This window comes from Phytoactinopolyspora limicola, assembly GCF_011320225.1.
Classification (GTDB): domain Bacteria; phylum Actinomycetota; class Actinomycetes; order Jiangellales; family Jiangellaceae; genus Phytoactinopolyspora; species Phytoactinopolyspora limicola.
The window spans coordinates 37,549-55,295 of the sequence record NZ_JAAOEN010000021.1; the positions used below are offsets into that span (position 1 = coordinate 37,549).

Below are 17,747 nucleotides of genomic sequence, written 5' to 3' on the forward strand. Positions count from 1 at the left end.
TCCCTGTCCAACCTCCCGCCCCTCGCCCCTCCCCGTGATCATTGGCTTTTGACTACCGGATCCGGTAGACAAAAGCCAATGATCACGGGGAGGGGCGAGGGGCGAGGGGCGGTGGGGCAGGCGCGGGGTGTGGTTGTCTTGACCCTGACACGATGTGAGGTCGTAGACCTGGGGGAGTCATGTTCAGTATCGGGGACTTCGCCAGGCACGGTCGGGTGTCGGTGCGCATGCTGCGCCACTACGACGCGATCGGCCTGCTGAACCCGTCCAGAGTCGACGCGTCGACGGGCTATCGGTGGTACCGCGCCGAACAACTGAATCATCTCAACCGGATCGTCGCGCTGAAGGATCTCGGGTTCCGGCTCGAACAGATCCGGACCATGCTCGACGAGAAGGTGAGTGCGGATGAGCTGCGCGCGATGTTGGCGCTGCGGCGGGCGGAGCTGGAGACACAGATCCAGGCCGACCGGGCTCGATTGGCCGAGGTGGACGCCCGACTCACGATCATCGAGATGGAGTGGGGAATGCCAACCGACATTCTGGTCAAGCGGATCCCGGCCGTACGGGTCGCGGAGCTCACCGCCACGGCGGCGAGCTTCGCCCCCGACGCGATCGGCCCGGTGATTCAGCCGCTGTTCGAAGAGCTGTGTGTACGCCTGGACCGAGCCGGGGTCACCCCGACCGGGCCCAGCCTTGCCTACTATGACGACGCGTCTGCTACCGACGGCATCGTGGTCCATGCGGCCCTGCCGGTGGACGTCGAGCCAGACTCTCGGCTCGACGTGGAGATCGTCGACCTTCCGGAGATTGAGCAGGCTGCCACCATCGTCCACCAGGGGTCCATGGACGATGTGCTGACGACGGCCCAGGCGCTGGCCCATTGGATCGACGAGCACAGCTTCCGCTCCGCCGGCTACAACCGCGAGCTCTACTTGCGATACGGCGTGGGCGACCCGGACACGTGGCGCACCGAGCTGCAAGAACCGATCGTCTCGTGAACGGAGGAGTCATGTACATCGAACTGCAGGCCGACGATCCCCGGCGCGCCGCCACGTTCTACCGTGGCCTGTTCGGCTGGGAGATCGAACCCGTCGACGAGAACCTTCCCGTCGAATACTGGCGGCTGCACACCCCCGAGTTGGCGGACATCCCTGTCACGCGGCGGGTGGCCGGCGGCATCGTCCAGAGGCAGGCGCCCCCGCCTCAACCTGGTGCGGGGACCAACGCCTACGTCTGTTCATTCGAGGTCGAGGACTTCGAGGCGGCGGCAGGGTTGATCGAGAGGCTTGGTGGCAAGGTCGCGCTGGCCAAGTTCGCCGTGCCGGGCAGGTGCTGGCAAGGTTATTTCCTCGACCCCGAAGGCAACACGTTCGGGCTCTTCGAGGTCGACGAAGCAGCCGCGTGAACGGGTTGGCCCTGAGGCCGGTGCCCGCACCCGGGTACCGGCCCTCAGGGCTTGCGGCCAACCGCCCCGTAGGCGTCGATGGGTTCGTCCTGATCGGCACCGGGCCGCCAACTGGCCATGGGGACAAGGCCGGGTTCGAGTAGCTCGAGACCCGAGAAGAGCTGCCGGATCTCCTCAGGGCTGCGCAGGTTGTACGGCACGGCGCCGCTCTCGGCGAGTTTCTCGCCGCCCTCGGTGATCTCGTTGCCGGTGTTGGTGCCGTCCCAGATGACGAGGTAGCTGCCGGACGGGATGGCGTCGATGAAAGACCGCACGATGCGGTGCATCTCGTCGAACGTCTCGACATAACCGAGGACACCCATGAACATCACCGCGACGGGCTCGTTGAAGTTGAGCACGTTGCGGGCGTCGTTGAGGATCACCTCCGGCTCGTGCATGTCTGCGTCGACGTAAGTGGTGACACCCTCCGGCGTGGTGTTCACCAACAGGGCGCGGGCATGGGTCAGCACGAGGGGATCGTTGTCGACGTAGACGATGCGCGCCTCGGAGATGTTGCGCTGGGCGATCTCATGAGTGTTCTGCATGGTGGGGAGGCCAGTGCCGACGTCGAGGAACTGTTTGATCCCGAGTTCACCGGCCAGGGCATCGACGACACGGATCAGGAAGCGACGCGATTGCAGGGCCATAGTGACGATGTCGGGGTAGACATCGGCGACGGCGTCACCCGCGGCGCGATCCGCCTCGAAGTTGTCCTTGCCGCCCATCCAATAGTTCCAGATCCGGGCGGCGTGGGGTACGTCGAACCGGAGTTTGGCAGCTAGGTCGGATTGTGCGGCCATGGTGTCGTTGTCGGCCATGATCGAAGGCCCCCTATGTATGGGTTTCGGCAGCATCCGGGCAAGATCGTACGGCATCCCACTGACGGGCGGAACACCCCGTGCCGCTCCAAATGATCTTCTCAGCCGGCATGGTCGTCGGCGCTGGGTGCAGCAAGCTTCCTTACGGGACGCTGCCGTGTTTAGTAAACCTCCTTGCCGCCCTTGCCCGGACTTCGCTACCGCCAGATCGTGTTAAGGGCCGGATTCGGGCTTTAACGCCATCTGGCGGTAGCGCAGTGCGAGATGGCGCACCGGATCTGGCACTCATCCGGCTCACCGGCCGGACTCTCGGCCGTCGGCGGCCCTACTCTCTGCGACCCGACGACGGTTGACGTCGTCGGCTACGAACAGGATGAAGTCGGTGTTGTGTCTCGGGTCGCCGCGCTGGCCCGGCAAGGTGGCACCGGCCCGTTCCCTCGACGGCGCGGCCCGGGGTTGAGCATCCGGCCAGGTCATGCGCGCGGGACGGTCCTGCTCAGTTGTGCTCTCGGCGGCAGCTACCCAATGGTGGAGCCGGGCGCGGCAGTCGGCGAACTCGCGGTGCCAGTCAAGGGCGGCGCTGCCCCGATGAGGGGAGTGGTAGACGTCGGTCCAGTAATGGTGGAGTGCGGCGAGTTCCCAGACCAGTGGCGGATGGCGGTGCCAATACGGCGGGACAACAGACGTGGGCAGCCGATACGTGGTGCACAGCCAGTCGACCCACTGATTAAGGGTGAGCCACTCACGTTCGGCCTCGTCGGCGGCAAGCCGGTCCCAGTTGACCGGGTGTCGCGGTGTGGTGGACGTCGTATCGCCGCTGCGGTGGAGGTGTCGGGTTCGGTGGAGCACTGTACTCATGAGCCTCAACCAGCCGGTGGCCGTTGGGCCGGACCGGTTCGGTTTCGAGTCCGAGCCCCATAGTGCGACGCTGACGGTTAGTGCGCCGGCGGTCAGGATGACGCCGATGGTAAGGATGACACCCGTCACGTTACGTAGGGCGCTGCTCGCTTGTGCACCGTGCTCCCTGACGGTGGCGCTGAGTTGGGCGGCGAACACGTCGACCGCGGGGGCCAGTGCGAATGAAGTGGTCAGATCGGACATGGTGGATGATCCCTTCTCGATTTCGGCGGATGCGCAGCCTTGTCGGGTCGGCGAGCGCGGGCGCGAGAGAAGGTGTCGAGGATCATGACGTCGGCAACACCCGGGCTCGCCACAGGGCGCGCGCGGATGGGAGGGTAACCGGTCGGATCATCACCTCCGCGCTTTGTCATGAATAGTGGCCAGGTGCCTCCGAAAAGGTCGTCTAGGCCGATTAAGGTGGCAAAGTCTTGAGATTGTTGGCCCCGGTGGGCGAGGGTTTAAAGAGATTCAGCTGATAAAGATATCCGTGACATTCGATTACGTCTGTGAACCTGCTTGAGGGAGTTTGTTTGCAGGCCAGGAGTGGTCCTATCCGATGAATGTGTCAGTGAAATCACCGGCATCTGACCGTTCTGGCGACCGAACATGCCCTACAGTCTCTGACCAGGTGAAATGCATTCATATGTCCATGACAAAATGTTACCCAGCGTGACACTTCGGCTCCGTGGGGGCGAATTCTGCCGGCGGCCGAGCTGAAGACCGGAGCTTGATGGCGGTCAGTGCGTCGGGGAATTGTCGAGTGACGACTCCGCGCCTAGGCCAGTGGTATGACGTACACGTCACCGATCTGGAAATATTCCGCACTCCAGGCCGACGCCGCTGCGCTCCTGACACGTTGGGACGAGAATGGCAACTAGCAGGGCGCGTTAGCTCGGTACGTCATATCGTGGGCACTTCACTGTCGTGGGGGGTGGGTGACACATGGCACCCGGCACTGTTCGCGTATATAGCGAAGGGATGCGCCGTGGTGGGCAACGGTGGAGAACGGATCGACCTGATCGGGCGGGAGCATGAGAAGCGTAAGCTCCGCGACGTCGTCGAGCGCGTGGAGCGTGGCCATGGCAGCGCGGCGGCCATCGTCGGACCGGATGGCGTAGGCAAGTCGGCGCTGTTGACCACGGCGGCTCGGATCGCGCAGCACACGTTCGCCGGCGCCGACGAAGCCGTGGTGGCGATGGCTACCGCAACCGAGGCCGAACGCAACTGGCCCTACGCCGGATTGCAGTTGGTGCTGTCCAGCGTCGTCGGTGCCATGGGGCCGAAACACCTGGCCAGGATGGAACCGGAGCTGAGCCGGCTAGCCGCCGGGCTCGACGCAACCGTCGATCCACGCCGAGTAGCCGTACCGCTCGCGGCCCGGCTCAGCCTGATAGAGGCGCCCGCGATCGTGTTGATCGACGACGCACATCTGCTGGATCTCGCATCCCAGGAGGTGATCGGGTTTCTGGCTCGGCGTATGGACCCATACCCGATCGGCATCGTGCTGGCCGGGCTGGACACCGATCCACCAGCGCCCGTACTCGACGGGGTGACGACGATTCTGCTCGACGACCTCACCCCGGAGCACGCGGTCCAGTTGATACGTGGCCGGTTCCGCGACGTCGCCGAGCCGGTGGCGGCGGAGATCGTCCGACGGCTGGGTGGGCATCCGCGCACGGTGATCGAGACCACCACAGAGCTGTCGGGGAGTCAACGCCAGGGCCAGGCCAGACTGGATCGGTACCTGCCGGTGCCGGCCAGCGTGCGAGGCCGATTGGTCCGACGCGTCGACATGTTGACACCCGAGCAGCGCTTCGCCCTCGTGGTCGCTGCGGTCAGCGAGGACCGCCGGGTGCATCCGCTCGTCGACGCACTAGGAGGGCCCGGCGAGGAGGTGACGAGATGGCTGAGCCAGGAGCACTTGGAGGTCGCGGACGGCTATTTCCGGTTGCGCTCACCGCTACTCGGATCGATCGTGTGGCACGACGCCGGGCCGGTTGAGCTGACCAGGGCGCACACCCTGCTGGCCGACGCCTACCGTGACCTCGATCCCGAGACGGCGTGGTGGCACGAAGCGCAGGCGCGACTCGACAGCGACGACGTCATCGCCGAGGCATTGGAGAGGGTTGCCCGGCAACTGTTGGGCCGGGGCGAGTTCGAAAGGTCAGCCGCCTTTGCACGGGAGTCGGTCCGGTTGACCACCAAACCGTCGCCGCGGGTACGACGGACGCTGCTGGCCGGTGGGCTCGCGGTGTTCGCGGGACACTACGACGAAGCCATCCATTTGGCTAGGGAACGGATCCGCTCCGGGGTGCCCGACCCACACGGTGCGGTCTTGGCGCTGTTGGAATCCCGGGCCAGATTGGCGCAGTCCGGTGAAGTCCCCACCGACCTGATCGTTCGGCATGCCGAGCGTCTAGAGCATTCGGTTCCTGACCTGGCCGCACAGTTCTGGCTCGTCGGCGTTCGTGGCCACGCCGACCGAGCGGAGATCGACCAGGCGGCAGGTTACCTAGCCCGGGCCCGGACATGTCTATCTGGAGCGGCTGCCGACACACGAAACGCCTACTACCGAATGGCGGCGTGGACGTCGGCGCTGCGTGGCCGCTTCGATGAGGTCACGGAACTACTCAGCCACGACGTCGACGGCTCCGACGTGTTGATCGAGGCCGATCGGTGTCTGCGCAGGGCGATGATCTTCACCCGTCTCGAGCGGTTCGACGATGCCCGGCGGCTCCTGCGGGTGATCACTGAGGAGCGGCGTTTCGGTGAAACGTCCGCCGTGCTCGGACACGCTTACGTGGTGGCCATGGTGGTCGACATGCGTGCTGGTCGGCTGGAAGCGGCTCGCCGGGCGGCGAACGCCTGGCAGCGCATCATTGGTGCGGAGCGAGCCACCCGGGGAGCGGTGCCCGCGTATATGGTGCGCGTGCACGCGTTGATGGGGAATTGGAGGGCCGCCGAGGAGTGCCGAGTGGCCGCGTGGCGGGTCGCCCGGCAGGGCGGCGACACGTGGACGAGCGCGGTGGTCCATGCCGGCGCCGGCGCCATGGATCTGCTTTTCGGCCGGCCCCAGGACGCTATCTCCGAGCTGGAGCGCGCCCGTGAGCTGGCGCTACGCCACGACGATCCGTCATTGCTGCTCGTCGAGCCGGACTTCATCGAGGCGTGTGTCCAGGTCGGTGTTGTCGATCGGGCCCGCGACGCTCTCGCGGTCTTCAACCGTCGGGTCGACGCGGTACCGACGTCGTGGGGACGCCATACCCTGGCCCGGTGCCGGGCACTGGTGGCCGGCGTGGAGGCGGACGAGATGACGGAGGAGCTGTACTCCGCCGCGGTCTCCGTTTGCGCCGACGACGTCTCACCCGTGGAACTGGCTAGAACACAGCTTCATTACGGACACTGGCTGCGGCGGGCTGGCCGGCGAACCGAGGGCGACGGATGGTTACAACGCGCGGCGGCGCTCATCGCCGAGACAGGTGCGGCTCAACTGGCCGTACCGGGGGAGTTGCCCATAGCTGCCCGGGCCGCCCCGGCGGGCGACGGCCCGGAGCTCAACGGTATGACCGCACTGACCAACTCCGAGCGACGCATCGTCGAACTCGTCGCCGAAGGACGGCGCAACCGGGAGATCGCCGTCGAGCTGTACATCTCGGTCCGAACAGTTGAGTCCCATCTAGGCCGTGCCTTTCGCAAGCTGGGTGTGCGGTCCAGAGCGGAGTTGGCGCGGATGATCGCCAACCAGCGCCGAGGTTCGACGGTGGAGTTGCCCTGACCCGGTGGCGGTGGAGCTGCCCGGTCCGGCGGCATCGTGTGGCCGTCAATCGCGTGCAAGCGCGAAATAGGCCACCCGCAGCGCCTGCCGGGCCCGGGTGGCCAGGCTAGATACGGCATTCGGAGTGAGCCCTAAGGCGGCGGCGAGCTCGGTTGGTGAGTAGCGGTCGACCTCGATGAGCCACAGAACGCTGCGCCAGCGGCCCGGCAGGCTGGCCCATGCGGCCCCGACCAGATCTGACTGCCAGGTAGCCACTCCCACGGGGTCGGGAAGTTCTTCGGTGGACGCTTCATCGGAGTACGTAATGCGGCTTTGTCTCTTGGAGTGTTCATAGGCCAGCCGCCGCACGGTGGACAGCAAGTAGCCGCCGAACGAGTCGGTGGGGCCGTGACCGGCGTAGATGGCCCGGAGGACGAGGTAGAACGCCTCTTGGACGAGGTCCTCGGCGGTATGGGTATCGCGGACGATGCGATGTGCGGTGGTACAGGCCACCGGCGCGATGCTCTGGTAAGCGCGGGCCACGGCGTCGTCGTCCCCGGCCCGGATCTGCGCTAGCCCAGTCTCGACGTCGGTACCCGCTCTCCGACTGTTGTCAACTCCCGCCCCATGAGTCATGTTGTTGACGTTGCCCCTGCCGCCACATCGAGTCATCAGAGGTTTCCCGCAACGCGGAGGCCAAACGTTCTGCGTGCGTATCCGTAAAGACGGTCAAAAGCGCATGAAAGGGACGTGAAGTGATGTGTGGCGGGAAAATTCGGCGGGAAGTTCGGTTCGTCGCGTGCGGATGGACCCTGAAGCGCCCTCTTCATAGTCAAAGAGGTCGTGTTCCAAGGACGCGACCGGTCCCACGGGGGACGGCGCTTCGCTCCCTGCCCCCCAAGTAAGACGGGAGCGGAGCGCCGGTCAACTGGCCTGTGGAGACACTCACGCAGGAAGGCCGGGGATAGGTGCCCACCTGTCCCCGGCCTTCTGCATGTGCGCTCGCCTCGGGCATTCCGTCGGAGGCATGTCGGGGTTAGCGGCCAGCGACTTCACCCCAGACTTCACCTTGAAGGGCTAGCGCCCGCGGTATATGTCCGCCTCGCCCACCCACCCCCGTGTGCACCTGATCTCCGTTTTGCCGCCTGATCGTTTTCGTGGGGCCGATCAGATGCGCGGTGGTGGCGACCGCCAGTGTCGAGGTGCAGTGGCATGCATCTGATCGGCCCCACGATGCGGACACCCCGGCGATCAGATGCATGAAAGGGCTGTGTCGGTGGGTTGGTGCATCTGATCGCCGGGCGCTTCGGCGTCGTTGCACGACATCCTGCCGGGGTACATAGCCGACCCGGTGTGCGCCCAACTGGGTACCCGTGGCAGCTCGCGGGGCAAAGATTTGCCGGGGGCACTTCATGATCAGATGCACGACGCGGTGCTGAAAGCGGTTGTCGTACATCTGATCACCGGGGTGTCCACATCGTAAGATGCGATCAGATGCGTGCCACCGCACCTCGACACTGGCGGTCGCCACCACCGCGCATCTGATCGGCCCCACGAAAACGATCAGGCGCCAAAACGGAGATCAGGTGCACGCAGGGAGGGTGGGGGGAGCGGTTCAATGGGCGATGACGTGGAACGGTGCCGACGTGCACCGCACCATTCCGCGAGGCGCGGGGTCGGCTGGAAGGTGGTCGCCGGTGGCTCGCAGCGGATGGGATGACACGACAACCCGTTCGTCGGAGTTCACCACCGAGAGGTTGGTTCCGTGTGCGTCGACGGCGGCGACCAACACCGGTTCGAGCGATTCCACGAGTACATCAATGCAGCTCACCCCAACGAACTTCGCGTCGATGGTGAGAGGCATGGAGGTAGTCAGCGCAAGTTCGGTGCTGCACAGGTAGTCGACGTATGGGCCGGTGATGTGGAGTTGGTGGGTCTCGCGGGGGACTCGGAACCACTCCAGGCGCTGGTATTCGATATACCCGCGGTCGGCGAAGTCGGTGGAGCCAACGAGCCGGGCTTTGTCCGGCCCTTGCCACCAGGCGATGGGGCTGCCGGCTCCGTCCATGACGTCGGCGGCCGCGATGAAGCCGGCGCCGTACACCGGCAGGTTGGACTGGTCGATAGCGGCGTGCGCGGACGGTTCGACGAGTGTCTCGAGGCGGTCGGCTGTGAGCTCCCCGCTGCGGATTGCTTCGGCCATGGTGATGCGCAGAGAGGGTTGCCATGACTCGAGGATGGCGAAGATGCGCTCGAAGAATGCGTCGACGCCGTGTGCCACGCTGTGCAGCGCGGACTGTTCAGCTACCTGCACCATTGGTCTGCTCCTTGTCTCGCCCGCCCGTTCCGTTGGCCTGCCCCTCCAACAGCATCCGGCGCCGGTTGACTAGCCAGATCACCGAGTACTCCACACTCTCCGACAACACCGACCGGGCCGTATCGGCGGCGCCGTCCCGGATGGCGTTGACGTGTTTGACCACTAGTTCATGGTTCACCCGCCGGGCGGGCTCGTCGTCGTCCTGCAATGACAGCAGCGGTGCGATCTCCTGTTGGAGTGCCATGTGCTCGCGGGTTAGCCGCGCGGACCGGCTCAGCGCTGCTAGTTCGAGCTGGACGTCGGTGACCATACTGCGCCACACCTCCGGTGGCGCGGTGAGGTTTCGGTCCAGGATCCCGAGCAGCACGTCGCACTCTTCCGGTCCGGCCCGTAGGCAGGCGAGTTCCGCGCAGGCCGCCGCGACGGCCCGGTAATGCGCGGCGAGGTCGTTCAGCGCTACCCGCGTGGTTCTGAGTAGCCGTTGCTCGTTGGCGCGCACGCTGTCGTGACGCGAGGCTGACACGAAGCTCCCGCCACCGCGGCCGCGGCGTGTGGTGATGAGGCCCTGCTCCCGCAAGCTGCCCAACGCCTCGCGCACGGTCACCACCGCAACCCCGAACGCCTTGGCCAGCTCGAACTCGTTGGGGAGTTTCTGCCCGTCGTTGAGTACCCCCGCCCGGATGCCTTGCGCGATCCGGCGCTCCACCAGGGTAGCCCGCCCGTCGTCTCCTAGTGGGGCAAAAACCCCAGCGTGCATACGTGAGACGTGGGCTGCTCCGTGTGTCACAGCACCTCCTCTAGCGATGGCCGGACCGCCCCCTCAGCGCTCCGGTGGTGCCCATTCTCCATCCCGGGGTCGCCCATGACCAGTCTTAACATCCGATTTCAAATGTTTACAAAAACATCTGGAACCAGATGTTATAGTCCTGTGAACTGCGCCACACCAGACCAAGGAGAAGTGGCTATGCGATCGCCAACGACGCTGACCCCGAGCCCGGCTGAGGTCGGCGCCGTGCCGGGTTCCGGCCTCGCGATCTCGCTCCGCGGGGTCAGCAAACACTTTGGTGAAACCGTCGCCGTCCGCGATCTCGACCTCGACATCGCGCGCGGCGAGCTGTTCTCGATGCTCGGCCCGTCCGGGTCCGGGAAGACCACCATGTTGCGGTTGATCGCCGGATTCGAGCGGCCCACATCCGGCCGGATCCTGCTCGGCGGGACCGACGTCACCCACAAGGCCCCGTTCGATCGCGACGTCAACACCGTGTTCCAGGACTACGCGCTTTTCCCCCACATGAGCGTGGCGGACAACGTCGGTTACGGACTCTCCGTCCGCAGGGTGCCTCGTGTCGAACGTCGGCGCCTGGTGCGCGAGGCACTAGAGCGGGTGCGGCTGGAGCAGTTCACCGCCCGGCTCCCGTCGCAACTATCCGGTGGGCAGCGGCAACGTGTGGCGCTGGCGAGAGCACTCGTCTTGCGGCCGACGGTGCTCCTGCTCGACGAACCACTCGGAGCCCTCGACCGGAAGCTGCGCGAACAGATGCAGATCGAACTCAAAGAGATCCAGCGTGCCGTCGGCATCACGTTTGTGCTTGTCACCCACGACCAAGACGAGGCGTTGACGATGAGCGACCGGGTAGCTGTTTTCCATGAGGGCCAGATCGAGCAGGTAGGACCCCCGGCCGAAGTGTACGAACGGCCGGCGACGTCGTTCGTCGCCGGTTTTCTCGGCGCCGCGAACATCATCGAGGCGGACCAGGCCGCGGACCTGTTCGGCCGGCCGGAGCTGCTGAGCATCCGCCCGGAGAAGCTGCGGGTTGTTCAGGAGCGCGACGTCGTCGACGCCATCGCGGTGTCCGGAGTGGTGGCCGAGGTCGTCTACTCCGGGCCGGCCACGACGTACATCGTCGAAGTACGTCCCGGCCTCACCCTGATGGCGACCCGGCCCAGCGCCGAGGGCGCCGCGCACGTATCGGCGCCTCAACGCGGCGATGTGGTGCAGGTGACCTGCGCCGCCGCCGATCTCTACCCGATTCCCAGCAACACCCCATGACAAAGGAGCAACTCATGCACTGGAGAGCAACCTCTGCCGCCGGCGTGGCCGCGGCCCTGATGCTAGCCGCATGCGGCGGTGACGACGGGAACGGCGGTGACGCCAACGGCTTCATGCTCGACGTCCCCGACATCCCCGCCCACGGCGAACTCGGTGAAGCGGAGGGTGAGGTCAACATCATCGCCTGGCCAGGGTTCGTCGAGGACGGCTCGAACAACCCGGACGCGGACTGGGTGAGCGAGTTCACCGCCAACACCGGATGTGTGGTCAATCGCCGGATCGGCGAGACCAGCGACCAGATGGTGACTCTCATGCGCAGCGGCGACTACGACCTGGTCTCCGCTTCGGGCGACGCCAGCCTCCGACTCATCGCCGGCGGCGACGTGGCCCCGATCAATCTCGACCTGGTGCCGCACTTCGGGGATCTCGTCGACGGGATGAAGGGACAGATCTACGACCACGTCAACGGCGAAGCCTACGGAGTGCCCATCGGCCGGGGCGCGAACATCCTCCAGTTCAACTCCGACGCCGTCGAGACCCCGCCGAACAGCTGGAACGTCGTCTGGGAACCGGACAGTCCATATGCGGGGGACATCATCGCCTACGACTCGCCGATCTACATCGCCGACGCCGCGGTCTACCTGATGCACCACGAACCCGACCTTGGGATCACCAACCCGTACGCTCTGGACAGCGACCAGCTCGACGCGGCAGTTGAGCTGCTCAAGCAGCAGAACTCCCTGGTCAGCGAGTACTGGGCGCTTTACACCAACAACGTCTCGTCGTTCCAGAGCGGCACGAGTGTGGTCGGCACCAGCTGGCAGGTCATTCTCAACGTCCTCGGCGACGGGTACGACGGTGTGCTGCCGGTCGAAGGATCGACGGGATGGTCGGACACCTGGATGATCGCCGCCGAGCCGAAGAACCCGAACTGCGCCTACATGTGGCTCGATTGGTCCACCCAGCCGGAGATCAACGCCGCCATCTCCCAGAACTTCGGGATGGCCCCGGCCAATGCGCTGGCCTGTGAGGGATCCGAGGAGAACGAAGCGCACTGCGAGATCTACCACGCCACCGACGAGGACTACTACGCCAACGTGTGGTTCTGGACGACCCCGATCGAACAGTGCATCGACGGCCGCACCGATGTCCGGTGCACCAGCTATCAGGAATGGACCGAGGCCTGGGCATCCGTTAAGGGCTGAGCCCGTGTAGCGCGGCGGGTCGGAGCCCCCTGCCGGCCCGCCGCCGTCACCCACCTGAGCCCTGGAATGCCAAAACCACGTAAGGACGACAGCCATGCACGATATGCGGCGGCCCACCGCCCACCGGCTCTCGACCGCCTTACACGCCCGGCCACGGCTGCGGCTGTACGGACTGTTGTCGCTGCCGTTGCTGTGGATGTTCGGTGTTTACCTCGTCTCCTTGGCGATGCTGCTGGTCACAGCGTTCTGGACCACCGATCCGTTCACGTCCAAGGTGATCCCTGGCTTCACCACCCGCAACTTCGAGAACATCCTGACCACGTCGTCCTATCTGAACACGGCCGGGCGCACGGTTGGTATCGCGTTCCTCGTCACGCTGCTGTGTGCGGTGTTCGCGCTGCCGCTGGGGATCTTCATGGCTAAGGTGGCGTCCGCCCGCTGGCGCAACTTCCTCGCCATGGCCATCACGTTGCCGCTGTGGGCCGGGTACCTGGTCAAGGTCTTCGCGATGCGGATCAGTTTCGGCGAGAACGGGCCGGTCAACTGGCTGCTCGATCCGTTCGGGCTCAGCGGCCCCGGATACGGCCTGCCGGCGGTGGTGCTCACCCTGACGTATCTGTGGTTCCCATTTATGGCCCTGCCGGTGTACACCGCGATCCGGCAGATCCCGCCCAACTTGTTCGACGCCGCATCCGATCTAGGGGCCGGGACCTGGCGGGTGATCCGGACCGTTGTCCTGCCGCTGCTGATGCCGGCCATGATCGCCGGTTCGGTGTTCACGTTCTCGCTGAGTATGGGCGACTTCATCGGCACCCAGTTCGTCGGCGCCAAGGTCCAGATGCTCGGCACGGTGATCAACCAGAACGTGAACCTCAACCCTCCGCTGGCCGCAGCGTTGTCCGTCATTCCGATCGTCGCCGTCGGTCTATATCTGTTCGCCGTGCGCCGCACCGGTGCGTTGAAGGAGCTGTGAGGCGATGTTCCACCTTTCGCGAACCACGAAATGGGCCCTCGGCTTGGTTGCCGCAGCCATCCTGACCCTCATGTACGCGCCGCTGTTGCTGGTGATGGCGAACTCGTTCAACGACGCACAGATATCCAGCTGGCCGATCGAGTCGTTCTCGTTGCGATGGTGGGAGCGGGCCATCGAGAGCCAGGCCATTCTCGACGCGCTGTGGGTCTCGGTTCTGACCGCGCTCGGCGCCACCGCGATCGCCCTGGTGCTGGGGTCGCTGGCGGCCCTGGCGTTGCAGCGCTACAGCTTCTTCGGCAAGAACGCGGTCAACCTGCTGATCATCCTGCCGATCGCACTCCCCGGAATCGTCACGGGAGTCGCGCTCAACAACACGTACAAGAACATCCTGGAACCCATTGGCATCCACGTCGGCTTCTTCGGCCTGATCGTGGGGCATGCGACGTTCTGCGTCGTCATGGTCTTCAACAACGTGCAGGCCCGGCTGGGCCGGATGAACCCGCGCCTGGAGGAGGCGTCGAACGACATGGGGGCGGGTCTGTGGACGACGTTCCGCCGTGTGACGTTCCCCGGGTTCCGGACCGCATTCGCCGCCGGCGGGCTGCTGGCCTTCGCGCTCAGCTTCGACGAGATCGTCGTCAGTATCTTCACCGCGCCACCAGGGGTGGAGACGCTGCCTCTGTGGATGCTCAACAACATGGCCCGTCCGAACCAACAGTCGCTGCTCAACGTGGTCGCGACCGTCATCATCATCGTATCGATGGTGCCGGTCTACCTCTCGCAGCGGCTATCGCGCGACGTCAGCGCCAACTGACGTTAGCGCCCCCGACGTTAGCGCCCCCGACGTTAGCGCCCCTGGACCCCGGAGAGCGAGAGAAGTCAGAACATGACAACAGTACGGAGCTTCATCGACGGCCAGTTCGTCGAACCGACCAACGACGCCACGACGATGCCGCTGATCGACCCCAAGACCGGTGAGGTCAACGGCGGCGCACAAAACGCCACCGACATCGACGTCGACCGCGCGTACGCGGCGGCCAGCCGGGCGTTCGATGACTGGCGACGGACTACTCCAGCGCAGCGGCAGAAACTGCTGCTGGCCTTCGCCGACGACGTCGAACACCACGCCCGTGACCTCGTCGCCGCCGAAGGCCGTGACACCGGGGCGCCCGATCACATCACGAGGGCGGAACAGATCACCCCGATGGTCGATCAGATCCGATTCTTTGCCGGCGCCGCCCGCCTGCTCGACGGGAAGTCGGCGGGGGAGTACTTGGAGGGCCACACATCCTGGATCCGACGCGAACCGATTGGCGTCGTCGGCCAGGTGACGCCGTGGAATTACCCGATGATGATGGCGATCTGGAAGTTCGTCCCCGCTGTGGCGGCCGGGAACACCGTCGTGATCAAGCCGAGCGAGACCACCCCGACCACCACCACCATGCTCGCCGAACTCGCCACCCGGCACCTCCCGGCGGGTGTAGTGAACGCCGTCGTGGGTGATCGCGCGACCGGTGCGGCGGTTGTCGCCCATCCCACCCCGAAGATGGTGTCGATCACCGGTTCGGTCACCGCTGGCCGCCAGGTTGCGTCGGCCGCGGGGGAGCGGATCAAACGCACCCATCTGGAACTGGGCGGCAAAGCGCCGGTCATCGTCTTCAGCGATGCGGATCTGGCGGCCGCGGCTGACGGTATCGCTATGGCGGGGTACTTCAACGCCGGACAGGACTGCACCGCGGCCACCCGGGTGCTCGTCCACACCTCGATCGCAGACGAGTTCACCGAGTTGCTGGCCGCTCAGGCTCGGGCTGCCGTCACCACGTATGGCCGGCCGGCCGAGGATGAGGAGGCGTGGGTTCCGCCGCTGAACAACGCGGACCAATTGAAGCGGGTTCTCGATGCGATCGCCCGGGTTCCCGACCACGGCACCGTCGTGGCCGGAGGTCAGCGGCAGGGAAGTTCCGGCTACTACGTCGAGCCAACCGTCATCGGCGGGCTACGGCAGGACGACTGGTTGAGTCAGCACGAGATTTTCGGCCCGGTGATCACTGTGCAGCCTTTCGACTCCGACGACGAGGCGCTGGCCTGCGCGAACGGCGTGCAGTACGGGCTCGCGTCGTCGGTGTGGACCAAGGACGTCAGCCGCGCGCTGACCATGTCGGCGGCCCTGGACTTCGGCTGCGTGTGGATCAACACCCACATTCCCCTCGTCGCCGAGATGCCGCACGGCGGGTTCAAGTCATCCGGGCACGGAAAGGACCTGTCGATGTACGGACTCGAGGACTACACCCGGATCAAGCACGTCATGGCGAGCATGGGCTGAGGGGAAGAAAGCCGTGTACCAGATTCTGAGCGCGGAGCAGATAGCCGACTCGATCGTCGTGCTCGATATCGGCGACGCCACCACTGTCCGTGGCTATGACAATGTCGACGATACCGATGCTGGTTTTGTGTACGACGTCGCGGTCGGCCAAACCGCGCGGATTCCGCTGACGAAAGAGTGGCTGCGTTGATTTCGATAAGACGTCGCGGGCCACTCTGAGCAGGCGACCGACCCGGCACCCGTCGTAGGGACGAGTACCGGGTCGGCCGCCGCTTCTGGTCGACTATCAGCAGGTCAACGGCCCGCTGATCTCAGATGTCGTAGTAGAGCTCGAACTCGTGCGGGTGCGGCCGCAGCCGGATCGGGTCGACCTCGTTGGTGCGCTTCCACTCAACCCACGTCTCGAGGAGGTCTTCGGTGAAGACATCACCCTCGGTGAGGTAGTCGTGGTCCTCTTCGAGCGCCTTCAGCGCTTCCGGCAGCGACGCCGGGACCGTGGCGATGTCGCCGAACTCCTCAGGCGGCAGCTCGTAGAGATCCTTGTCGACCGGCGCCGGCGGCTCGATCTTGTTGCGGATACCGTCGATGCCGGCCATCAGCAGAGCGGAGAAGGCCAGGTACGGGTTGCACGACGGGTCGGGCACCCGATACTCGATGCGCTTGGCCTTAGGCGACGTACCCGTGATGGGGATACGCACCGCAGCCGACCGGTTGCGCTGCGAGTACACCAGGTTGACCGGAGCCTCGAAGCCCGGCACCAGGCGGTGGAAGGAGTTCACCGTGGGGTTGGTCAGGGCCAGCAGCGACGCAGCGTGCTTGATCAGGCCACCGGTGTACCAGCGGGCGAGGTCCGACAATCCGGCGTATCCCAGCTCGTCATAGAAGAGCGACGAGCCTTCTTTCCACAGCGACTGGTGGACGTGCATACCGGAACCGTTGTCGTTGAACACCGGCTTGGGCATGAAGGTCGCGGTCTTGCCGGCGGCCCAGGCGACGTTCTTGATGATGTACTTGTACAGCATCAGCCGGTCGCCGGCGTGCAAGAGGGTATCGAACCGATAGTTGATCTCGGCCTGGCCGGCGGCACCGACCTCGTGGTGTGCGCGCTCTACCGGGATGTTGGCGCCCAGGAGCGTCTTGACCATGTCATCGCGCAGATCGGCGAAGTGGTCGGTGGGCGGAACCGGGAAGTAGCCACCCTTGTACCGGGTCTTGTAGCCGCGGTTGCCGCCCTCTTCCTGTCGGCCGGTGTTCCAGGCGGCTTCGATGGAGTCGATGAAGTAGTAGCCGGACCTCTCGTTGGTCTCGAAGCGGACGTCGTCGAAGACGTAGAACTCGGCTTCGGGGCCGAAGAAGGCGGTGTCGGCGATTCCGGAGCTGGCCAGATAAGCCTCAGCCTTCGTGGCGATGTTGCGAGGATCGCGGCTGTAGGGCTCGTCGGTGAACGGGTCGACGATCGAGAAGTTCAGCGCGAGAGTTTTGGCCTTGCGGAACGGGTCGATGAACGCCGTAGCAGGGTCGGCGATCAGCTTCATGTCGGACTCGTGGATCGCCTGGAAGCCGCGGATCGACGAGCCGTCGAACATGACTCCGTCGTTGATAGCGTCGGCATCGAAGGTCTCTGCCGGGATCGTCAGATGCTGCATGACCCCGGGAAGGTCACAGAAGCGGACGTCGATGAACTCGACGCCATCGTCTTTGACGAACTTCAGAAGCTCGTCGGCGTTGGTGAACATGTGTCTCTCCTTCGCGCCGCGCGAGGATGGCCGGAATGTCGACGGTCGGCGTTGACCGAGACGCTCGTTCGGTAGCCCCGGCGAGCCGTAACGACGCACACCCACCGCGGCCTGGTATGGCACCCACCGTTGGTCCCGACGCTTGGGCCTATCAGTAGGTCCTTACAGCTCGGGACGGTATGAGGGCGGGATTTCCCGCTCATGTCTCTAGTGTTTCACGACTGTTA

15 protein-coding genes are annotated in these 17,747 nt (G+C 65.2%); 9 read left to right on the plus strand and 6 right to left on the minus strand.

Annotated features, from left to right (window positions below):
- The first annotated feature begins 179 nt into the window (after positions 1-179).
- Together G8760_RS26840 and G8760_RS26845 are read left to right on the plus strand one after the other, a co-directional pair.
- Positions 180-998, plus strand: coding sequence for a MerR family transcriptional regulator (locus tag G8760_RS26840; protein ID WP_166355918.1), 819 nt, complete (start codon positions 180-182; stop codon positions 996-998).
- An 11-nt stretch (positions 999-1,009) separates the two neighbouring features.
- Positions 1,010-1,405 carry a VOC family protein gene (locus G8760_RS26845; protein WP_166355919.1) on the plus strand — a complete coding sequence of 132 codons (396 nt, stop codon included), beginning with the start codon at positions 1,010-1,012 and terminating at the stop codon, positions 1,403-1,405.
- A gap of 44 nt (positions 1,406-1,449) precedes the next feature.
- Here G8760_RS26845 and G8760_RS26850 read toward each other — a convergent pair whose 3' ends face one another.
- Both G8760_RS26850 and G8760_RS26855 read right to left on the minus strand, forming a co-directional pair.
- On the minus strand, positions 1,450-2,262 hold the full coding sequence (locus G8760_RS26850; protein WP_207782774.1) for an SAM-dependent methyltransferase: 813 nt from the start codon (positions 2,260-2,262) through the stop codon (positions 1,450-1,452).
- A 294-nt stretch (positions 2,263-2,556) separates the two neighbouring features.
- On the minus strand, positions 2,557-3,363 hold the full coding sequence (locus tag G8760_RS26855; RefSeq protein WP_166355920.1) for a hypothetical protein: 807 nt from the start codon (positions 3,361-3,363) through the stop codon (positions 2,557-2,559).
- A gap of 730 nt (positions 3,364-4,093) precedes the next feature.
- On the opposite strand from G8760_RS26855, the gene G8760_RS26860 reads away from it, so the two are divergent.
- Positions 4,094-6,937, plus strand: a complete 2,844-nt coding sequence (locus tag G8760_RS26860) for an AAA family ATPase (protein WP_166355921.1) — start codon at positions 4,094-4,096, stop codon at positions 6,935-6,937.
- 45 nt (positions 6,938-6,982) lie between these two features.
- Here G8760_RS26860 and G8760_RS26865 read toward each other — a convergent pair whose 3' ends face one another.
- From G8760_RS26865 to G8760_RS26875, 3 genes are all read right to left on the minus strand, one after another.
- The gene (locus tag G8760_RS26865) at positions 6,983-7,552 is read right to left on the minus strand and encodes an RNA polymerase sigma factor (protein ID WP_166355922.1); all 570 of its coding nucleotides are present in this window, start codon (positions 7,550-7,552) and stop codon (positions 6,983-6,985) included.
- Positions 7,553-8,531: 979 nt separating this feature from the next.
- Positions 8,532-9,233, minus strand: a complete 702-nt coding sequence (locus G8760_RS26870; protein WP_166355923.1) for a cache domain-containing protein — start codon at positions 9,231-9,233, stop codon at positions 8,532-8,534.
- Positions 9,217-10,020, minus strand: a complete 804-nt coding sequence (locus G8760_RS26875; protein WP_166355924.1) for a FadR/GntR family transcriptional regulator — start codon at positions 10,018-10,020, stop codon at positions 9,217-9,219. The genes G8760_RS26870 and G8760_RS26875 overlap by 17 nt, the downstream gene beginning before the upstream one ends.
- A 177-nt stretch (positions 10,021-10,197) precedes the next feature.
- On the opposite strand from G8760_RS26875, the gene G8760_RS26880 reads away from it, so the two are divergent.
- The 6 genes from G8760_RS26880 (at position 10,198) to G8760_RS26905 (ending at position 15,974) form a co-directional block, all read left to right on the plus strand.
- A complete protein-coding gene (locus tag G8760_RS26880; protein WP_166355925.1) occupies positions 10,198-11,283 on the plus strand; it encodes an ABC transporter ATP-binding protein in 1,086 nt (361 codons plus the stop codon).
- A gap of 14 nt (positions 11,284-11,297) precedes the next feature.
- The gene (locus G8760_RS26885; RefSeq protein ID WP_207782775.1) at positions 11,298-12,488 is read left to right on the plus strand and encodes an extracellular solute-binding protein; all 1,191 of its coding nucleotides are present in this window, start codon (positions 11,298-11,300) and stop codon (positions 12,486-12,488) included.
- Between the two features lie 94 nt (positions 12,489-12,582).
- Positions 12,583-13,461 (plus strand): ABC transporter permease, encoded by an 879-nt coding sequence (locus tag G8760_RS26890; protein WP_166355927.1) that lies wholly within the window; start codon positions 12,583-12,585, stop codon positions 13,459-13,461.
- A 4-nt stretch (positions 13,462-13,465) separates the two neighbouring features.
- The gene (locus tag G8760_RS26895; protein WP_166355928.1) at positions 13,466-14,275 is read left to right on the plus strand and encodes an ABC transporter permease; all 810 of its coding nucleotides are present in this window, start codon (positions 13,466-13,468) and stop codon (positions 14,273-14,275) included.
- Between the two features lie 72 nt (positions 14,276-14,347).
- Complete coding sequence (locus G8760_RS26900) at positions 14,348-15,784, plus strand: aminobutyraldehyde dehydrogenase (protein WP_166355929.1); 1,437 nt, start codon at positions 14,348-14,350, stop codon at positions 15,782-15,784.
- A 13-nt stretch (positions 15,785-15,797) separates the two neighbouring features.
- Positions 15,798-15,974, plus strand: coding sequence for a hypothetical protein (locus G8760_RS26905; RefSeq protein WP_166355930.1), 177 nt, complete (start codon positions 15,798-15,800; stop codon positions 15,972-15,974).
- Positions 15,975-16,095: 121 nt separating this feature from the next.
- Here the strand turns inward: G8760_RS26905 and glnA are convergent, their stop codons facing one another.
- Complete coding sequence (gene glnA / locus G8760_RS26910) at positions 16,096-17,520, minus strand: type I glutamate--ammonia ligase (RefSeq protein ID WP_166355931.1); 1,425 nt, start codon at positions 17,518-17,520, stop codon at positions 16,096-16,098.
- Positions 17,521-17,747: the final 227 nt, after the last annotated feature.